The sequence below is a fragment of the Ruegeria sp. YTSA219 genome, assembly GCF_059609985.1.
Window position 1 is genome coordinate 259157 of the sequence record NZ_JBXWMT010000002.1, and the last position, 20077, is coordinate 279233.

Annotated in this window: 20 protein-coding genes; 5 read left to right on the forward strand and 15 right to left on the reverse strand. The window is 56.6% G+C overall.

All coding sequences use genetic code 11. The annotated features are described in order from the left end of the window. The first annotated feature begins 4 nt into the window (after positions 1–4). Together AC2FFB_RS04350 and AC2FFB_RS04355 are read left to right on the forward strand one after the other, a co-directional pair. Positions 5–1096 (forward strand): flagellar motor switch protein FliG, encoded by a 1092-nt coding sequence (locus AC2FFB_RS04350; protein WP_281994443.1) that lies wholly within the window; start codon positions 5–7, stop codon positions 1094–1096. 106 nt (positions 1097–1202) lie between these two features. Continuing rightward, positions 1203–2126 carry a lysophospholipid acyltransferase family protein gene (locus tag AC2FFB_RS04355; protein ID WP_142633100.1) on the forward strand — a complete coding sequence of 308 codons (924 nt, stop codon included), beginning with the start codon at positions 1203–1205 and terminating at the stop codon, positions 2124–2126. On the opposite strand, the gene AC2FFB_RS04360 is transcribed toward AC2FFB_RS04355, so the two are convergent. Next, a complete protein-coding gene (locus tag AC2FFB_RS04360) occupies positions 2127–2828 on the reverse strand; it encodes a DUF1223 domain-containing protein (RefSeq protein WP_496874534.1) in 702 nt (233 codons plus the stop codon). A 227-nt stretch (positions 2829–3055) separates the two neighbouring features. Between AC2FFB_RS04360 and acnA the strand changes: the two genes are divergently transcribed. Further along, on the forward strand, positions 3056–5746 hold the full coding sequence (gene acnA, locus AC2FFB_RS04365; protein ID WP_496874535.1) for an aconitate hydratase AcnA: 2691 nt from the start codon (positions 3056–3058) through the stop codon (positions 5744–5746). Between the two features lie 172 nt (positions 5747–5918). Here acnA and AC2FFB_RS04370 read toward each other — a convergent pair whose 3' ends face one another. The 11 genes from AC2FFB_RS04370 to yajC form a co-directional block, all read right to left on the reverse strand. Beyond that, complete coding sequence (locus AC2FFB_RS04370; RefSeq protein WP_496688482.1) at positions 5919–6572, reverse strand: hypothetical protein; 654 nt, start codon at positions 6570–6572, stop codon at positions 5919–5921. A gap of 15 nt (positions 6573–6587) precedes the next feature. Continuing rightward, complete coding sequence (locus AC2FFB_RS04375) at positions 6588–7127, reverse strand: DsbE family thiol:disulfide interchange protein (protein WP_496688484.1); 540 nt, start codon at positions 7125–7127, stop codon at positions 6588–6590. Further along, positions 7120–7278, reverse strand: a complete 159-nt coding sequence (ccmD, locus tag AC2FFB_RS04380; protein WP_281971899.1) for a heme exporter protein CcmD — start codon at positions 7276–7278, stop codon at positions 7120–7122. The genes AC2FFB_RS04375 and ccmD overlap by 8 nt, the downstream gene beginning before the upstream one ends. Then, positions 7275–8048, reverse strand: a complete 774-nt coding sequence (locus tag AC2FFB_RS04385) for a heme ABC transporter permease (protein WP_142633092.1) — start codon at positions 8046–8048, stop codon at positions 7275–7277. Before AC2FFB_RS04385 ends, ccmD begins: the two co-directional genes overlap by 4 nt. A 61-nt stretch (positions 8049–8109) precedes the next feature. Next, positions 8110–8766: a heme exporter protein CcmB gene (ccmB, locus tag AC2FFB_RS04390; RefSeq protein ID WP_282021834.1), complete on the reverse strand. Its 657-nt coding sequence runs from the start codon at positions 8764–8766 to the stop codon at positions 8110–8112. Beyond that, positions 8763–9377 (reverse strand): heme ABC exporter ATP-binding protein CcmA, encoded by a 615-nt coding sequence (ccmA, locus tag AC2FFB_RS04395; RefSeq protein WP_496874536.1) that lies wholly within the window; start codon positions 9375–9377, stop codon positions 8763–8765. Before ccmA ends, ccmB begins: the two co-directional genes overlap by 4 nt. Positions 9378–9490: 113 nt before the next feature. Next, positions 9491–9844 (reverse strand): Mth938-like domain-containing protein, encoded by a 354-nt coding sequence (locus AC2FFB_RS04400; protein WP_496874627.1) that lies wholly within the window; start codon positions 9842–9844, stop codon positions 9491–9493. A 9-nt stretch (positions 9845–9853) separates the two neighbouring features. Continuing rightward, positions 9854–10600 (reverse strand): sulfite exporter TauE/SafE family protein, encoded by a 747-nt coding sequence (locus tag AC2FFB_RS04405; protein ID WP_496676192.1) that lies wholly within the window; start codon positions 10598–10600, stop codon positions 9854–9856. Beyond that, positions 10593–11567, reverse strand: a complete 975-nt coding sequence (gene secF, locus AC2FFB_RS04410; RefSeq protein WP_496874537.1) for a protein translocase subunit SecF — start codon at positions 11565–11567, stop codon at positions 10593–10595. Before secF ends, AC2FFB_RS04405 begins: the two co-directional genes overlap by 8 nt. A gap of 1 nt (position 11568) precedes the next feature. Next, positions 11569–13230 (reverse strand): protein translocase subunit SecD, encoded by a 1662-nt coding sequence (gene secD, locus AC2FFB_RS04415; protein WP_496874538.1) that lies wholly within the window; start codon positions 13228–13230, stop codon positions 11569–11571. 33 nt (positions 13231–13263) lie between these two features. Further along, entirely contained in the window at positions 13264–13551 is a 288-nt protein-coding gene (yajC, locus tag AC2FFB_RS04420; protein WP_142633080.1) for a preprotein translocase subunit YajC, read from the reverse strand. Between the two features lie 226 nt (positions 13552–13777). Between yajC and AC2FFB_RS04425 the strand changes: the two genes are divergently transcribed. Beyond that, positions 13778–15436: a mechanosensitive ion channel family protein gene (locus AC2FFB_RS04425; protein WP_496874539.1), complete on the forward strand. Its 1659-nt coding sequence runs from the start codon at positions 13778–13780 to the stop codon at positions 15434–15436. Positions 15437–15508: 72 nt separating this feature from the next. Next, a complete protein-coding gene (gene serS, locus AC2FFB_RS04430) occupies positions 15509–16801 on the forward strand; it encodes a serine--tRNA ligase (RefSeq protein WP_496822932.1) in 1293 nt (430 codons plus the stop codon). 57 nt (positions 16802–16858) lie between these two features. Here the strand turns inward: serS and AC2FFB_RS04435 are convergent, their stop codons facing one another. From AC2FFB_RS04435 to der, 3 genes are all read right to left on the reverse strand, one after another. Further along, entirely contained in the window at positions 16859–17398 is a 540-nt protein-coding gene (locus AC2FFB_RS04435) for a helix-hairpin-helix domain-containing protein (RefSeq protein ID WP_496874540.1), read from the reverse strand. Positions 17399–17437: 39 nt separating this feature from the next. Further along, positions 17438–18424, reverse strand: coding sequence for a fatty acid desaturase (locus AC2FFB_RS04440; RefSeq protein ID WP_496688496.1), 987 nt, complete (start codon positions 18422–18424; stop codon positions 17438–17440). Positions 18425–18589: 165 nt separating this feature from the next. After that, entirely contained in the window at positions 18590–20053 is a 1464-nt protein-coding gene (der, locus tag AC2FFB_RS04445) for a ribosome biogenesis GTPase Der (RefSeq protein WP_142633070.1), read from the reverse strand. Positions 20054–20077 lie beyond the last annotated feature (24 nt).

Sequence of the window (20077 nt, forward strand, 5' to 3'; positions counted from 1 at the left end):
GCAGATGCAGAACACAAACACATTGGTACAGGTGGCCCCGGGGGCTTCTGCCCAGCTGGCCAAAGAAAACGATGACGACCTTCGCTTGGTGGCCCGCAGCCTCAGCAGCCGACAAAAGGCGGCGGTGGTTGTGCGTCTCTTGCTGAATGATGGGGCGGACATTCCGCTGGAAGAGCTCCCCGACGATTTACAGGAAAAGCTAACCCACCAACTGGGCAAAATGGGCCTTGTCGACCGGGTTACCTTGGACGCTGTTGCCGGTGAATTTGCAGATGCGCTGGACAGTGTTGGCCTGTCCTTTCCACATGGTCTGGCGGGCGCTTTGGATGTGGTGAACGGCAAAATCGCCCCGGCAACTGCGGCGCGTTTGCGTAAAGTGGCCGGCATACGCCAGATCGGCGATCCTTGGCAGCGATTGCGAGAGATCCCTACAGAAGATCTGGCCGAAATGGCGCAGGCCGAAAGCACTGAGATTGCGGCCGTGATGCTATCGAAACTTGAAACCGCCAAAGCTGCGCAACTGCTAGGGCACCTTCCCGGCCCAGTTGCTCGGCGTATTACCTATGCGGTTTCGAAAACAGCAAATGTCAGCCCAGAGGCCGTCGAGCGGATCGGATGGTCGCTGGCGGCTCAGATGGATCAGCGCCCTGCCACAGCGTTTGCCGACGGACCGGGTGCCCGCGTTGGCGCGATACTGAATCAGTCCGCTGCTTCGACCCGGGACGGCCTGCTGAGCGCATTAGAAGAAGAGGACGCCGATTTTGCCACCATAGTTCGCCAATCCATTTTCACCTTCGCCCATATCCCGTCCCGCATTCTGCCCCGTGATGTACCGGCCATTCTACGCGGTGTGGAACAACCCGTCCTGGTTACAGCGCTCGCCGGTGCAGAAACGGAAGGAGACAGGGCATCGGTTGACTACCTGTTGTCCAACATGTCGTCGCGTATGGCCGAAAACCTGCGCGAAGAAATGGATGAGGTCGGAAAAATCAAACAACCCGATGCAGAGGAGGCGATGACCCAGATCATTGGCGCCATTCGGACACTTGTCGATGAGGGAACCATCACGCTCCGGGATGATGACGGCGACGAATAAAGAGAGAAAGCGCGCCAAAATTTCTGGCCGAGCAGAAAGCTTGTGGTTACCGCGATCGGCTTGTATGTCTGACCCGGCAATTCACAACAGACGCCGAGACCTTCTGATGCCCGTTGAAAAGTCTGAACTAAGCAGGTCCGAGCTTGGCAAATACTATGTATCCGGCATGTTCCTGAAAGGCGTTATCAAAGCGTTACGGTTGCTGCCCTATGAGACACGCATTGCCACAATGGGCGCCATAGCGAGAAACCTTGCACCGTTGGTCGGGTTCTCGAAAAGAGTACGCAGCAATCTGAAACTCACCTGCCCGGACCTGACTGAATCCGAAGTGAAACGCATCTGCAAGGCCGTTCCTGACAACGCCGGACGCGCGATCATGGAGCACTTCTCGCCCGAGGATTTCACAGAACGCCAACGCTTTGCCAAAGTCACGGGTACGGGCCTTGCTGCCTTTGATTCCGCCTTGGCAGAGGGGCGACCTGTGATGATGATCACTGCGCATTTCGGCCATTACCTGGCCGCGCGTATCGCCCTTCAAGAACGCAGCGGTCAGCCTATTGGCTGCCTCTACCGTCGAATGGCGAACCCCTACTTCAACGACATGTATGTCGATGCGTTCTACAAAACCGGCGCCCCGATGTTCGAACAAGGCCGTCGCGGGATGGTCGAAATGGTGCGGACACTCAAAAAAGGCGGGATCATCGCTATTGTGTCAGACCTGCACGCACATGGCGGGGAAGAACTGACTTTTTTCGGCAAACCGGCCGTGACGTCGGTTTTGAATGCTGAACTGGCAATGAAATACAAAGCCGTCCTGATTCCGTGCTATGCGGTGCGTCAGCCCAATGGGGTTGATTTCGAAATCATCCTGCACGAACCGGTCCCACATACGGATCCAAAGACGATGACCCAGTTCACCAATGATGACCTCGAGGCGGTTGTCCGACAGCATATGGGTCAGTGGTTCTGGATTCATCGTCGCTGGAAAACCTGGAACGGGCTAGGCGTCCAAGCCAAAGACATGCCCTGATCAGCGAACGCGTGCTGCCGCAATAATCGGCCCATGGCCAACCCCTTGCACCAACACAACGGCCGGTAAACCTGACGTCAAAGATACCTTATAGGTCTTAGGCGCTGTCCCGTCCCATTGCCCGGCTACTGTCCAGGCCTCGACCACATTGGCATAATCCAGTTCTTGTCCGGCCAACTCTCCGCGCCGGATCGAAGCATGGCGCATTGGCGTGTATTGCACCACCCGGATGTCATAGACCTGATCCGGTGGCAAACTGATCGAGGAAACGCCGACAGTTACGTTATCTCCTGTACGCGAGGCCGAAACCGACGCCTGCGGAGCGGCCTTGGAATGGTCGCCGATCAGGTAATCCAGCTTTGCCGTATCTGCCCCTACAATATCCTGCTGACCATTCACTACCATCTGAGGCGTATAGATCACCATACGCCCGGAGTTTCCGGCATAGCTGCGCTGACGGTCGGTATGGGCGGGAATGGCATATTCATCCTCCCAACCGATGTAATCCCAATAATCTACGTGCAGCGCCAAACCGATGACGTCGTCCCGCTTGGCCAAGTCATGCATGATCCGATCGGCCGGCGGGCAGGACGAACATCCTTGCGAGGTGAACAGCTCGACCACGACGGGTCCGCTTTCTGCAACAACCGAAGTTGCCAGAAACAAGGACACCAGGGCGGTCGCGGTTGCAGATCTGAACATGTTTGCTCTCGGGTTTCATGGGGTGCATCTCTGGTTTAGACGGAACGCTGATCAAGCACCAATCAAGGTTTCTTGAGACCGGTGACACAAGGTTTTCGCAAAAATGTGTGCAATGGTATACAAAAATTGCCGCACCTGGTCTGTTGGACCTTGAACCGCGCGCTTGGGTGATGCAGATAGCCCTCAGCGAATCCCATATTCCACGTCATTTGAGAGGGAGGCCACAGATGCCCATCAAAGTCGGACAGGATACCGCCAAGACACGCCGCAGCCTGAGCGTGAATGGCAAGTCCATCTCGTATTACTCGATCCCCGCCGCGCAAGAGGCCGGCCTGGGTGATTTCTCGAAACTGCCCGCCGCCCTGAAGGTGGTGTTGGAAAACATGTTGCGGTTCGAAGATGACGGATTTTCCGTCTCGGTCGACGACATCAAGGCGTTTGCCGAATGGGGCGCCAAAGGTGGCAAGAACCCCCGCGAGATCGCCTATCGCCCTGCCCGCGTGTTGATGCAGGATTTCACCGGCGTTCCGGCAGTGGTCGATCTGGCCGCCATGCGCGATGGTATCAAGGCTCTGGGCGGCGACGCGCAGAAGATCAACCCGTTGAACCCCGTTGATCTGGTCATCGACCACTCGGTCATGATTGACGAATTCGGCAACCCGCGCGCGTTCCAGATGAACGTTGACCGCGAATACGAACGCAACATGGAACGGTATCAGTTCCTGAAATGGGGTCAGGGTGCCTTCAACAACTTCCGCGTTGTGCCCCCCGGAACCGGGATCTGTCACCAGGTGAACCTGGAATATCTGGCGCAGACCGTTTGGACCGACACGGATCAGGATGGCAACGAGGTTGCCTATCCCGACACGCTGGTCGGCACCGACAGTCACACCACCATGGTCAACGGTATGGCCGTTCTGGGCTGGGGCGTCGGCGGGATCGAGGCCGAAGCCGCTATGCTGGGTCAGCCGATCTCGATGCTGATCCCCGAGGTTGTCGGCTTTGAGCTGACCGGAGATCTGGTTGAAGGCACCACCGGCACCGATCTGGTTCTGAAGGTCGTCGAAATGCTGCGCGCAAAGGGTGTTGTGGGCAAATTCGTCGAATTTTTCGGCGAAGGTCTGGACCGTCTGCCGCTGGCCGACCGGGCAACCATCGCCAACATGGCCCCGGAATATGGCGCGACGTGTGGTTTCTTCCCGATTGACGGTGAAACGCTGCGCTATCTGCGTAACACCGGCCGTGACGAAGATCGCATCGCGCTGGTCGAAGCCTATGCCAAGGAAAACGGCTTCTGGCGCGACGCAGATTACGCGCCGATCTACACCGACACCCTGTCGCTGGACATGCGCACCATCGTTCCCGCGATCTCGGGCCCGAAGCGCCCCCAGGATTATGTTGCTCTGACCGGTGCCAAGGCGGCGTTCACCAGGGAAATGGCCGAGACGTTCAAGCGACCCATGGGCAAGGAAGTCGCCGTCAAAGGCGAAGACTATACCCTGGAATCGGGCAAGGTTGTGATCGCCTCGATCACCTCCTGCACCAACACCTCGAACCCGTATGTCATGATCGGCGCTGGTCTTGTGGCCCGCAAGGCCGCAGCCTTGGGTCTGAACCGTCAGCCTTGGGTCAAAACTTCGCTCGCACCGGGATCGCAGGTTGTTTCTGCTTATCTTGAGGCCGCTGGCCTGCAGGAAGATCTGGACAAGATCGGCTTCAACCTTGTCGGCTACGGCTGCACCACCTGTATCGGCAACTCGGGTCCAATCCAGAAAGAGCTCTCTGAGGCGATTACCGAGGGCGATTTGGTAGCCACGTCGGTCTTGTCGGGGAACCGCAACTTCGAAGGCCGTATCAGTCCGGACGTCCGCGCCAACTATCTGGCCTCACCGCCGCTGGTCGTGGTCTATGCGCTGGCCGGTACGATGGATATCGACCTGACCTCAGAACCGATCGGTCAGGACAAGGACGGCAATGATGTCTTCATGAAAGACATCTGGCCAACCCAGCAAGAAGTGGCGGAATTGGTCGAACAGACGGTCACCCGTGAGGCGTTCCTGTCGAAATATGCAGACGTCTTCAAAGGCGACGAGAAATGGCAAGCGGTCGATACCACCGATGCCGAAACCTATGACTGGCCACCGACCTCGACCTATATCCAGAACCCGCCCTACTTCCAGGGCATGGGGACCGAGCCGGGCACAATTTCGAACATCGAAGACGCCAAGGTTCTGGCCATTCTGGGCGATATGGTCACCACTGACCACATCTCGCCTGCAGGCTCGTTTGCCACGACAACACCGGCTGGCAAGTATCTGACTGACCGTCAGGTGCAACCGCGCGAGTTCAACTCTTACGGGTCGCGCCGTGGCAACCACGAGGTCATGATGCGCGGCACCTTTGCCAATATCCGCATCAAGAACGAGATGCTGGACAGCGTCGAAGGTGGTTACACCAAAGGCCCCGATGGCGAGCAGACTTCAATCTATGACGCGTCGATGGCCTATCAGGAACAGGGCACGCCGCTGGTTGTATTCGGTGGCGAGCAATACGGCGCCGGATCGTCGCGCGACTGGGCGGCCAAAGGCACGGCTCTGCTGGGTGTCAAAGCGGTGATCGCCGAAAGCTTTGAGCGTATCCACCGCTCGAACCTGGTTGGCATGGGCGTTGTACCGTTCGAATTCACCGGTGGCGACTCGCGCAAGACGCTGGGCTTGAAGGGTGATGAAACCGTCTCGATCCACGGTCTGGATACGATCCAGCCGCTGCAAGAGGTGCCCTGCACCATCACTTTCGGTGACAGTTCGGAAAAGACCATCACCCTCAAGTGCCGCATCGATACCGCGCCCGAGATCGAATATATCGAAAACGGTGGTGTGCTGCATTACGTGCTGCGGAACCTGGCCAAAGCGGACTAAGACCTTTCAACGAATAAAAAGGGGCGTCCAACCGGGCGCCCTTTTTAGTTTCAGAACCCTGATGACAAGAGCGATTTAAGCGAATACCGTTGCCCTTACAGGCAGGCCGCACCCGCATCATTCACTTGAAAGTAAGACGTGACGCGCCTATATATTGGTCACACAGAGGAGACTATGAATCATGCTTTTTGGCCCTGATCCGATCCAGGTTTGACGTCAAAGCCGTTAATCTGGCTGATAATTCACTCTCATCACCGCTCAGGTGCCCGGACAGATGTTCAGGGCGCCTTTTTAATTTGAGATCGGTATAGTTGCGTTCCATCTGCGTCAGAATGCTGTGACCGGCCATTTCGCAAGCCTCACTCGTATTATACAGGCCGCGGATCGTGCCCACTTTGCCCGGCACCGATATCTTAAGAAAACTTGCGTTATGCAGCCCTTCGATCTGTGTTCGGATCTTTTCAAGACCGCCATAGAATTTCACGAATTCCGAGATCAGCCCGTCTTCCAGAAAATGCAGATCTTTGATGCCTGATCTATAGACATCGGTATGCCGGGCGTCGGTGACATGCGGGATGTACCCCTTCTTTTGAAACAGGGATTCGAATTGCGTCAGAGGCGGCGCGTTTTCCAGAAACCGCGTCAGATCGCTTGTGTTGAAATCCACCTCGGCGAAAAGCGCCCGCAACAAAGCATCCCGATCTTCACGACGTTGTTTTGTTTTTTGCCAGACCTCCCACATGCGGGTGCCGAACCATAGAACTACGGTAACAGCACCAAGGCGGGTGATTGTGACAAGATCGTTCAGAAGTCCGGTATTATCCATCAATCCTTACCAGCGTTAATCGGCCGCAGCCTTTTCCAGAGCGGGCCTGATGGTTTTTTCGATGACGCGCTGGGTAATCGGCCCGGCAAAACGCAGGATAATGGTTCCGTCGCCATCGACCACATAGGTTTCCGGCACGCCGTAAACACCCCAGTCCAGCGCCATGCGCCCCTGTTCATCCCGTCCGATGGCCGAATAGGGATCGCCGAGTTCATTCAGGAAAGCCTCGGCATTTTCCAGCTTGTCCTTGTAGTTGATGCCATAGACAGGGATGCCTTCATCCGACAGGGCTTGCAGGTTCGGGTGCTCTACCCGGCAGGGCGCGCACCAGCTGGCCCAGTAATTCACCAGCTTGACCTCTCCGTCGCGCAGCGTTGCATCGTCGAACTGCGGTTTGCCTGCAAACTCAGTCAACACAACCGGCGGCGCGGTTTGACCCTCACGCGCCGAGGGCAAAGCGTTTGGGTCATCGCGGAACATGCCAATACCGGCAAGGACCGCAAAGGCGCCAAAGATCAGCGGGGGCGCAATCATCAGGGGCGAGATCTTAGCCATTGCGCTTTATCCTTTGTTCAACTTTTTCCAGCTCAGCCTGCGCCCTGCGGCCCCTCATCACGCTGACCAGAACCAGCGCCAGCAAAAGCCCGATGGAAACCACATAGGACCAGAGCACCGTATCGGCATATTTTCCAAGATCAGGGATCATCCGTTTGCCCTTTCCCGCGCCAGCAGAGTCTTGGTCCGACGCGTGCGAATTTCAGTACCCGTGCGGTAAAGTACCAAGGCGATGAACAACAACACGAACCCGACAATGCAGAGCAGCAGAGGATAGAAATAGATATTGCTGACCTTCTCTTCGGTATCCGCTCCAGTCACGGCACCAGCCCGCAGGACAGAAGCGCCCTGATGCAGCCCCTGATTCCAGAAATTCACCGCATAACGGCTGAGGATAGCAAAGACCGACCCCACCAGACACAGGATCGAGGTCAGATCGGCAGCCGTATCAGGGTCTTCGATCGCCTCCCACAAGGCGACATAGCCCAAATAGAAGAGGAACAGGATCAGGAATGAGGTCAGACGTGGATCCCAGGCCCACCAGGTGCCCCACATAGGCTGCCCCCAAATCGCCCCGGTTGCCAACGCAATCAATGTCATCACGATGCCCACAGGTGCGGCCGCGCGCGCAGCCAGCGCACTGACATGATGACGGCGAACCAGCCAAACCAGAGAGGTCGCCAGCATCATAAGCCAGCAGTTAATCGCCATCAGTGCGGCGGGCACATGCAGGTAAATGATCTTGACGGTCGATCCCTGCTTGTAATCATCGGGTGTGAAGAAAAATCCCCACACCAGACCAATGACGATGCAAACCAAAGCCGCGCCCCAGAAGAACGGCATCACCCGTTCACTGGTGGCAAGAAACTTGCGCGGATTGGCATATTCCCAGAGGGTATTGGCTTTGGCTGCGATAGACATGGGCCTTATCTAGTCCGAGTCGGGTTCATTCTCAATTGACATCCGTCAAAGTTACACTGTGTCACCGTAGGTTAATGCGCAACACGGCGGCGCTGGCAAAAGGTAACAGGGCAATCGTCGCCGCAGTGATCCCAGCCAGCATCAACAAGGGTGTCTGCGTTTCCATTCCGGTTGCGCCGCGGCGCGCGACCTCGGCCCCGAAGATCAATGTCGGTACATAAAGAGGCAGCACAAGAAGCGACAGCAGCAATCCGCCGCGTTTCAAGCCGACCGTAAGAGCGGCACCAAAGGTTCCGATGACGCTCATCGCGGGCGTGCCAATCAAAAGTGAGACGACAAGCCAGAAAAAGCCGGGCAAAGGCAAATTAAGCAGAACGCCCAGGAAGGGCGCGGCCAGAACCAGTGGCAAGCCCGTAGTCAGCCAATGCGCCAAAGACTTGATCGTTACGACCGCTTCTAACGGCAGGGGCGCCGTCGCCAATAGGTCGAGCGAGCCGTCCTCCCAATCCAGCGCAAGCAGCCGGTCAAGTGACAGAAGGCAGGCCAAAAGTGCCCCCAGCCATAGCACGCCAGGTGCAATCGTGGACAACAACGCGGATTGCGGGCCAACTGAAAAAGGCACCAGCACGGTGACGATAAGAAAAAACGCCAGGCCAAGGCCAAACCCTCCGCCCGCACGGAAGGCCAGTTTCAAATCACGTAAAAGCAGGGCGATCACAGGAAACCTCCGTCGAGATCATCGACAGGTTTCGGTTTAGCCTTGTAGGGCCCCACATCCAGGACCTCTCCGTCCAGACCAAGGTCGATATGGGTGGCAATCAAGGCAGACCCACCCTGCCCCAGATGCGCGCGCACCGCGTCTGCAAACATCTGCACTGCATTCTTATCCAGCGACACAGTGGGCTCATCCAACATCCAGATGGGTCGTTCGGTGACCAACATCCGCGCCAACCCCAATCGACGTTTCTGGCCTGCCGACAGATTGCCGGCATGGCGATCCGACAGCTCAGTCAAAGCAAACGCGTCCAAGGCCGGTTGAATGCTGTGACTGCCGAAGACCTGCGCCCAGAACGACAGGTTTTCCACCACGGTCAGAGTCGGCTTGAGTCCGTCGGAATGTGAGGCATAGGCGATCCGGTCCTCAGCCCCGTCGATCTGCCCCTCAAGCGGAGGCTGCAGGCCTGCCAGCGTTCGCAGCAGCGTTGTTTTACCGATCCCGTTCGGCCCGCGTAGGATAAGCGCCTTTCCGGGCTCCAGCGAAAAGCTGAGATTTTTCAGCACAGGAACGCCCCCTCGGGCGATCGACAGGTCGGTCACGGTCAATGTCATGAATCCCGCTTATCCTATTGCCGTCAGAGGCAAAAGGCGGGATTTGCCGCAGCATACCGACAGCAACGTATTTGGGTGGCATCTAAGCGCAAGGACAGAGGAAAAGAATCCTATCAGACCGGTAGCAGCGCCAGCGCAATACGGCGCCCTTCGGATAACAGGATATTGTATGTGCGGCACGCGGACGGAGAGTTCATGATCTCAACCCCGATCCCCGAATCTTCCAAGGCGGCGCGCAGATCAGAAGGAATATGGGCCAGCTCAGCGCCGGTTCCAATAAACAGCACATCGACCTGACCCGCCAATTTCAACAGATCATCCCTGTCGTCGTACCCGCCCCATTTCGCTGATCCTGCAGGGCCGGTCAGCACCGACCCGTCATAGACCTGACCACCGATGCGGAAAAACCCAGGACCATATCCGTCAACAGGGGCCGCATTGTCATAAGAGATTTCATTCATACGCATAGGAGGCATCTAGCCCCAAAGCGGTAGGCCCGACAAGGCTGCAAGCGCTATCGCCAGATACGCAGCGGCACGATACAGCTTTTCCCGCTCGGGCCGGAACATCCAACCACCCAGCCAATTACCAGCCAGATTGGGGACCGCCAGAGCCAGACCCAATATAACTGCAGGCAGCGTGATACGGTCCATGCCAGTCAGGTACCCCAGAAGCAGAAAATCAAAGGCGAACAGGTATAACAGGATCGTCGCACGGATCACGGCCACGGGCAGAGGTCGAGACATATAGAACAAGATAACGGCCGGTCCGGGCAGGCCCGCGACACCGCCCAAAAACCCACCAGCGCCTCCTATTCCCAAAACCATTTTGCGACTGACATGACCGTGATAGCGCAGACCGAACACCAGAATAGCCAGCATAAGAAACGCCAACAGGCTAACGGTATAGCGAAATACATGTGGATCGACCGTGGTCAGCAACCACAGCCCCAATGGCAGAGCGAGTGCGCACCCTCCCACCAGACGGACCAGATCACCCCTGTCGACCTCGCGCCAGGCCCGGCGAAGGTTGGGCAGCGGGCCCAGTATATCCATGATTGTCAAGCAGGTCAGCGCCTTGAAAGGATCAAGGAATGGGGTTGCGATTGGCAGGAATATCAGGGCGGTCCCAAATCCGGAAAAGCCGCGCACTACACCGCCAAGAAAGGCAGCAAAAACTATGATGGCCAGCCCTGTGGGGGACTGGCCAAAATACTCAGGCATCGATGTTGGCAAACTGGTTGCCAGAAGTGTTTGATGGCTTGGACCAGTCGCGCTTGACGCCCAGCCACAACAGGATGGTTGAGGCCACAAAGACGGACGAATAGGTACCTACGATCACACCCCAAATCATAGCAAAGACAAACCCGCGGATCACATCCCCGCCCAGAACATAGAGCGAAATCAACGCCAGCAAGGTGGTGACAGAGGTCATGACTGTCCGGCTGAGCGTTTCGTTGATCGAAATGTTCAGAACCTCCTTTAGGTCCTTTTTCTTGTATTTCCGCAAGTTCTCGCGCACCCGGTCGAACACGACCACCGTATCATTCAACGAATAGCCCACGATGGTCAGCAGCGCAGCGATGATCGCCAGATCAAAGCGGATCTGCAGTTCGGAAAAGATGCCGATAGTCAGGATGACGTCATGCACCAGCGCAGCGACAGCCCCCAGCGCAAACTGCCATTCAAACCGCAGCCAGATGTAGACAAGCACCGCCCCAATGGCGAGCACCACCGCGATTACGGCGGTCTGGATAAGCTCTCCCGAGACTTTGGGTCCTACAGATTCGACGCTTTCGAAGGGCAGTTTCAACCCGGGGTCCGCTGCGGCAAGAGCTTCGCCAATTTGTTTAATCGTGGCCGCATTGACAGCCTCAGCATCATCCTGCGCCTGAATGCGGATCATCGCGACATGTTGATCTGGCCCGAAGCTCGGATCGAAAATCTCGGTGATCGTCACGTCGCCAAGTCCAAGCGGCGCAATAGCGTCACGATATGTACCGACATCGATTTCCTGCGCGCTTTGGGTCCGAATGGTGGTCCCTCCACGGAAATCAATGCCGAAGTTCAGGCCCTGCAGCATGAAAGACGTAAACGCGACAATCATCATCAAGGCCGAGATACCCAGCCAGATCTTCCAGCGACTGAAGAAATCGAACGAGGTATTCTGGGGTACGAGTTTCAGTCTCATGTCAAACCTCGATCGTTTTCGGACGGCGGCGTTCGAACCAAATCACGATCATCAGGCGCGTCACGAAGATCGCGGTGAAGACCGAGGTCAGAATACCCAGACCCAAAGTGATTGCGAACCCGCGCACTGGCCCGCTGCCCATGGCAAACAGGATTACAGCGGTAATGAAGGTGGTCACGTTGGCGTCCAGAATGGCCGACAGCGCTTTTTCATAACCCAGCTCAATCGCGCGGGCAGGACCTTTGGCAGATTTCAGTTCCTCTCGGATACGCTCGAAGATCAGTACGTTGGCATCCACCGCCATACCTACCGTCAGAACGATCCCCGCGATCCCAGGCAGGGTCAACGTCGCCCCAATCAGGGAAAGCAGACCAAACAACAGGCCAACGTTGATGATCAGCGCAATATTGGCGAAGATACCAAACAGGCCATAGCTGAGCGCCATGAATGTCAGCACCGCGACAAAGGCCACGATGGTAGCCACCTTACCCGCGTCGATACTGTCCTGGCCCAGCTCGGGGCCGATGGTTCTTTCTTCCAGAAACTCCAGCCCGGCGGGCAGTGCCCCTGCGCGCAACAGGACAGCCAGATTTGTACTTTCCTCGACGGTGAAATTACCGGTGATGATACCAGACCCGCCGGGGATATGACTTTGGATCACCGGGGCTGAGATCACTTCGTCATCCAGAACGATGGCGAAGGGTGCCCCGATGTTTTCCAGCGTGTAATCACCAAATTTACGCGCGCCAGAGGTGTTAAAGCGGAAACTCACCGCCGGGCGGCCATTCTGGTCAAACGCGGGCTGCGCATCGACCAGTTCCTCGCCCGTTACAACCGGCGCGGCATCCAACGTGTAATAGACGCCATTTTCGTCAATCGACGGCACCACCTCTTCGCCAACGCCCGCTATCGCATCGGGGTCGGTTCCGCGCCCAACGACGGGGTTAAAGGTCAGTTGCGCGGTCGTGCCGATGATCTCTTTCAACTCTCCTGCGCTGCCGATACCTGGCACCTGGATCAGAATACGGTCGGTGCCTTGCCTTTGGATGGTCGGCTCGCGGGTGCCCACCTCGTCAATCCGGCGGCGAATGATTTCCAGCGATTGACGCACGGTGCGGTCGTCTGAGGCCAGCTTCTCGGCCTCAGAAAGTTGTACAATGATCGTATCACCTTCGGCGCGGGCCTCGATATCCGTGGCCCCTACACCGCTGAGGGTCTGCACCTGACGGGCCAGACCGCGGACAACCTCCAGCGCGCGGGACATGCCCTCGGGCTGACTGATGCGAAGGCGAATCTCATCAGGCGCCGCGTCCTGGCGACGGATGGTGCCCACAGTGGCACGTTCATCCCGAAGCGCATCCCGGATTTCCGGCCACATCGCATCCATGCGGGATTCGTAGACGTCACCCACCCGAACTTCGGCCAAAAGATGCGCGCCACCACGCAGATCCAGCCCTAGATTGACCAGCGACGACGGCAGCCAGTTCGGCCATTGCGCCGCCTCTGCCTGCATTTCAGGGGTGTCGACGCCAAGCTCGATCGCCGCCTTGGCGTCATTGGATTGTTCAACGCGCGTATAAAACGCATTCGGCAGGGCCATCAGCAAGCCAGTCACGCAGACCAGCCAGATCAGAACCCGCTTCCAGGTATCAATTTGCAGCATTACCCTGCCTTTTCAAGGGATTGTATCGCGAGGTTACTTCGCCGGCTCAGTCTTGTTCAGAACCTGCGAAATGGTCGATTTAACCACGCGGACTTTGACTCCCTCGGCGATTTCGACTTCGATCTCGTTGTCGCCTTCTTTGACCTTGGCCACTTTACCAATCAGCCCACCCTGGGTAACGACCTGATCGCCCCGGCGCACGGCCTCGACCATGGCTTGGTGTTCCTTCATTTTCTTCTGCTGTGGACGGATCAGCAGGAAATACATGATCGCAAAGATCAGGATCAGCGGGAGAAACTGGGCGATTGCGCCACCTTCCATGGGATATTCCTTTTGGTTTGGTACTGCGAAAATGCTCCGCAAATTTGGCGAGAACCTATTCTTTGAAATGCCTGTTTGCAAGGACAGGAGGCGCTTGGAATTTATTCTTTAAAAAACATGGATAACTTTGCCGGTCTTTCTGCATTTCCAAGGATTAAGGGCGCCGGGTCAGTTACCCTCTATGAAGATGCTCCCGCTCGGATATAGTTGTAATGAGGGAGGTCCGATGACGCATTTTATTCAATCCTTTGGCATGTTTGTCCGGCTGATCGTGACGGCCTTGCTACTGGCCCTGCCAATCGCGGCATCAGCTCAGGATATCGTGGAAGACATCCGCGAGGATGATGAACAGTCCGAGACCTTCAAAGCACCGGTTATTGTCGACGGTGAGATGCTGTTTTTCTTGCGTGGGTCCAGCGCGCTACCGGCGTCGGAACGTGTCGAGCGGGTGCAGGAGGTCATCGTCGAAGTTGCCGAAGCCTCAACAAGCACAGAGGTCTCGATTACTTTTGAAGACACAGAGCTGGGGACCAGCATTCGGGCCGACGGCGTACAGGTCACCATCGTCACAGAGGCTGACGCCGCGCTGGATCAAATAAAGCTGGATGTTCTCAGCTATTTGCATGGCCAGGCCATCGAAGAGGCGATCATCGCCTACCGAGCCAACCGAACCGATCAGGCCCGCGTATCCGGCGCCATAGAAGCGGCGGGCTGGACCCTTGGTTTCGTTGTGTTCGTCGTGGTTATCTTGTGGCTGCATCGCAGTATCCGACGGCGGACCTTGAAGTTTGTTAAGCGCCACCTGAAAGATGTTGAGACCGCTACAGCCAAAAGCGTACAGGCCGAAGCGATTGCGGCACTGGTCCGTTACGGCCTGAACTTCATACTGCTGATCATCTTCTTTCTGGGCTTTTACTACTACCTGTCCTTTGTCCTACTTTCCTTTGCTGAAACCCGATATTTCGCTCAACTGCTGCTAACCTATCTGACAGAACCCGTTCTTCTGATCTTTAAGGGAATCATCAGCTATTTCCCGAACCTGATCATGCTGGGCCTGATCACATGGGTTACAATGTATATTATCAAGGGTATGCGTGTGTTCTTTGACGCGGTTGAGGCCGGAACTTTTGACCTTGGCGATTTCGAAAAGCACTGGGTGAACCCAACGTTCAATATCGCCCGCGTGGTTGTTATCCTGATCGCTCTGGTGTTTGCAGTGCCCTACATTCCGGGGTCGGACTCGGCCGCGTTTCAAGGTCTGACCCTTCTGGTGGGTGCCATGCTGTCGCTGGGCGCAAACTCGGTTGTGTCCAACATGCTGGCCGGTCTGTTCGTGATCTATCGCCGGTCAACCTCGATCGGGGATCGCATTCAGATCGGGGATCACATCGGCGACGTGGTTCAGATCAAGCTGATGGAGACGCATCTCAAATCCATCAAGAACGAGTTGATCTCTATTCCAAATGCCCAGTTGATGAACTCGGACGTGGTGAATTTCTCAAAAAGAACCGACGGCAGCGGGCTGTTGCTGCATACGACCGTGGGAATCGGGTATGAGGAACCATCCGAAAAAGTCGAGGCCATGCTGATCGAAGCGGCCAATCGCACCAAGGGCATCAAGGCCAAACCCGAGCCGTTTGTGTTGTGGACCGCGCTGGCAGACTACGCGATCAACTACCAGGTCAATGGGTATTCGACCCGTGGCAGTATCATTCCCAAGATCCGCTCGGACCTGCATCGCAACATCGTGGCCGTGTTCAATGAAAACAATGTGCAGATCATGACGCCGTCTTACATGGCCGATCCGCCAAAACCAAAAATTCCGCTCGAAGACTGGGATGGCCATTTGGCGCATGAAACACACGACGATACGGATAAGTCGTAACCGGTGCTACACCCCGCCTTTCAGATGGTGCATAAGCGGCTGCAGTGATTCACGCATTTAAGGACCTGAACCATGCACGACATCCGCGCCATACGCGAAAACCCAGCCGCCTTCGACGCCGCCCTTGCGCGCCGTGGGGACGCGCCGGTGTCGTCGGACCTGTTGCGCCTGGACGAAAGCCGCCGCGCCAAGATATTGGCCGCAGAAACCGCTCAGGCGGAGCAAAACAAGGCGTCCAAAGAGGTTGGTGCGGCCAAGGGTCGTGGCGATGAGGTCGAGTTCGAGCGCCTGCGCGCGCTGGTCGCCGAGAAAAAGGCCGAGATCGCCCGGATGCAGACCGAGGCCAAGGATCTGGACGCCCTTCTGACCGATCAACTGATCCGCATCGCCAACCTGCCCGCCGAAGATGTGCCCGAAGGCGCGGATGAAAACGACAATGTCGAAGTCAACCGCTGGGGCACTCCGCCCACGCTGGATTTTGCGCCCAAAGAGCATTTTGAGATCGAAGCCGTCCAGACCGGTATGGATTTTGAGACTGCCGCGAAACTGTCCGGTTCGCGTTTTGTGCTGCTGTCCGGTGGCGTAGCCCGCATTCACCGCGCATTGGCGCAGTTCATGCTGGACACACATATCAACGAAAACGAACTGACCGAGGTCAACGGCCCGGTTCTGGTTCTGTCCGAAATGATGCAGGGCACCGGGCAACTGCCGAAGTTTGGCGAAGACAGCTATCAGACCCGTGAAGGCTGGTGGCTGATCCCAACCTCCGAAGTGTCGCTGACCAATATCGTCAATGAAACGCTGATCGACGAAAGCTATCTGCCTCGCCGCTATACCGCGCATTCCCTGTGCTTCCGGTCCGAGGCTGGCAGCGCTGGCAGAGACACCCGTGGGATGCTGCGCCAGCACCAGTTCGAAAAGGTCGAGATGGTCTCAATCACCCATCCGGACAAATCGGATAAGGAACAAAAGCGCATGTTACGCTGCGCCGAAGGTATTCTAGAAAAATTGGGCATACCCTATCGCACCGTGATCCTGTGTACGGGCGACATGGGCTTTGGCGCGCGCCGTACCTATGACATCGAGGCATGGTTGCCCGGACAGGATACCTATCGCGAGATCAGCTCGGTCTCGACTTGTGGTGATTTTCAGGCCCGCCGCATGAACGCGCGGTTCCGCCCCGAAGCGGGTGGCAAACCGGAATACGTCCATACACTGAACGGCTCCGGCCTGGCTGTCGGTCGTTGCTTGATCGCCGTGCTGGAAAATGGTCAGAACGCCGATGGTACTGTGACCTTGCCCAAGGTTCTGGCCCCCTATCTTGGCGGTAAACTGACCTTACAGCGGGACGGCACGCTGGCATAAGAAAACCGGCGCTAACCAACTGCGCCGGTCCTGAGAAAATCAAAAGGCGGAGGAGGTCTACTTCTTCGTCTTTTTCTTATCTTTTTTCTTACTCTTCTTCTTGCCCACTTTCTCTTTGGCGTCCTGTTTTTTTTGATCTTTTTTCTTGTCGTCCTTTTTGGACTTTTTATCCTTTTTGGCTTTGACTTTCACCTTGTCCTTTGCCTTTGAGAATGCGGCCTCCATTTCCAGCAGCTTTTTGGCAGCTTTCTCAGCCTTGGCTTTTGCCTTGGCCTTTTTTCGCGCTTTGGCTTCAGCAGCGGCTTTCTCTTCAGCAGCCTTCTGGGCGGTTTCCTCAGCCCGCTTCCGGGAGGCAGCAGTAACGCCCTTCCGAGCAGCTGGGCGCTTGGTTGCTGCGCGCGCAGTCGTGGTTTTGGCTGAAACGGCTGCTTTCGCCGCCGCAATAAGAACCGGTGCCCGTGCCACACCAATGCGGGGAACTTTGACGAGCTCTGCGGGTTTCGCGCTCGCAAGGTCTTCTGCGGTCTTGAAGCCATTGGCAATCAACGCTTGCCCAAGCGCCTCGCCTACACCCTTTACATCGGTCACTGCGGTCATCAGAGTTCCTTTCCTTCTCACATCGGGCCGGAATACCGGCTAGCTGCTACGGGCCAGCCCCCGGGATTGATCCTTAGGAGGGAAAGGTACAAGCCGTTTGTTGTCCTCATCCCAAAGTTTCAGATTCAAAGCCGCTACCGCCTCGGGGAATTTGATCCGGCGCGGCGTATACTCGGACGGGAGGTTATAGTGGCATTCCCGCAGCCGGTAAGAGGGGATGCGCGCGTTGAAGTGGTGTATATCGTGCAATGTGATGCAGGCCACCGCATTATCAAACCACCAGCCGAAATCCAGCGCCGACGACCCCTGCAGCGCGGCCAATTTCGGATCCAGATCTGGGCGACGGTCCCAGTATGTGTCTTCGAAATTATGCTGAAGATAGACTAGGAAAACTCCCAACATCCCGCCAAGGAAGGAAAAGGCCACCCAAACCAAAATACCGGTCGCACCGGCGATCAGATACAGCAGGCCCAGGAAAATCAGGATCGACAGGTTGTGCAGCAGCACGCCTTTGACGCCGAACCGCACCGTATTCTTGGGCCAGCGGTAGCGAATGAAATAAGTAAACAATGCTCCGACCGGTACCAGCACAAACGGGTTGCGGTATAGGCGATAATACAGCCGCGACCACAAGTTCGCCGCATTCCATTCCCTCACGGTCATGGTATGAATTTCGCCGGTCTCACGATGTTCCAGATTGCCGATGCCGGAGTGATGCAGGTTGTGGTTTTGCTTCATCACTTCGAATGGAGCGAAAGTGAACGGGGACAGCCCATGCCCTGCCCATTCATTCTGTGCACGCGTTTCAAATAGCGAATGATGGCCGCAATCGTGCTGCAGCACGTAAAGGCGAACAGCGGAAAACGCGAAAACCACCCCGGCAGGCATCATAACATACCAGCGGTCCACATAGATGATGGCTAATGCCAACGATGAGAAATAAACCGCGAAAGTCCCAAAGTAGCTGATCGCGGCCAATCCATTGTCCTGAACCGCGTATTGACGTGTGTATTCTCTCAAATCCATTCCGTCGGCTCCCCACAATGGCCCGTTGCAATGTGATTCTAAAAATGGGTGCGGTCTTCCCGCAAACAAGCGACACGCTTGGAAACAAAAGCGCGCCAGCGAATGCTAGCGCGCCATCAAAGGGCTGTCACGCCCCGAGATGAAAAATGCAACAGATTGGCGCAGTTACGCGCGTCCCTTCAAATGCTTGGCCAAGGCACCTGCGTTTTTCTTACGCCGTCCCTTGTAAGGGTTCTTGTCTCCCTGTCCGCGCAAGGTCAGTCGGATGGGGGTCCCGGGCATATCGAAACTCTCACGCAGGCCGTTGACCAGATAACGGTTATAGCTTTCAGGCATCTTGTCGGGGTGCGAACACATAACCACGAATCCAGGGGGGCGGGTTTTGGCCTGTGTCATATACCGCAGCTTGATCCGGCGACCCTGCGGCGCTGGCGGCGGGTGCTGTTCCAGCATTGCGATCAACCAACGGTTCAAAGCAGCAGTCGGCACACGCCGGTTCCAGATATCATGGGCGCGTAGGATAGCAGCACGCAGGCGCTCAAGCCCCCGCCCTGTTTTGGCGGAAACCGTGACCAGTGGAGCGCCGCGCAACTGCGGCAGAAGACGTTCGAACGATTCTTTCAGATCGCGCAGTTTTTCCTGCTTGTCCTCTTCGATATCCCATTTGTTAATGGCGACAACGACGGCTCGGCCCTCGCGTTCGGCCAGATCCGCGATGCGCAGATCCTGCTGTTCAAACGGAATCGCCGCATCCAGCAACACCACCACAACCTCGGCAAATTTTACTGCACGCAAACCATCCGATACAGAAAGCTTCTCAAGTTTTTCCTGTACCTTGGCTTTTTTGCGCATCCCCGCCGTATCGAAGATCCGCATCGGCGTGCTTTCACCCTCGGGGTCGGCCCAGTCGATCCGCAGGCTAATTGCATCGCGTGTGATCCCGGCCTCGGGTCCGGTCAACAAGCGATCTTCGCCAACGATCTTGTTGATCAGGGTGGATTTTCCGGCATTCGGGCGACCAACAACGGCAACTTGCAACGGCTTGGCGTCGGTGATCAACGGGGTTACGGCTTCGCCGTCTTCATCAAGCTCGATATCAGTTACGGGCGCTTCTTCGATCGCTTTTTCCGCAGCAGCATCCGCCAGAGGCATCAGATGTGCGTAAAGATCGGTCATCCCCTCGCCATGTTCACCCGACAGGCGGACCGGCTCGCCCAGACCCAGATTATAAGCTTCGAGCACACCGGCATCAGCCGCCGAACCTTCGGCTTTGTTGGCCGCAAGGATCACGTGTTTCGATCGTTTGCGCAGAATCTCGGCAAACATCTCATCTGTGGGCGTCAACCCCACACGCGCGTCGATCATGAACAGGCACACATCAGCCATGTCCACGGCGCGCTCGGTCAGGCGTCGCATCCGGCCTTCAAGGCTGTCGTCTGTCGCATCCTCAAGACCCGCCGTATCAATAACGGTAAAGCGCAGATCGCCCAGACGCGCTTCGCCTTCGCGCAAATCGCGCGTAACACCTGGCTGGTCGTCGACCAATGCCAGTCGTTTGCCGACGAGGCGGTTGAACAAAGTGGATTTGCCCACATTGGGGCGCCCCACGATAGCGAGGGTCAGGGACATGATACTCAACTTTCAAGACTCAGA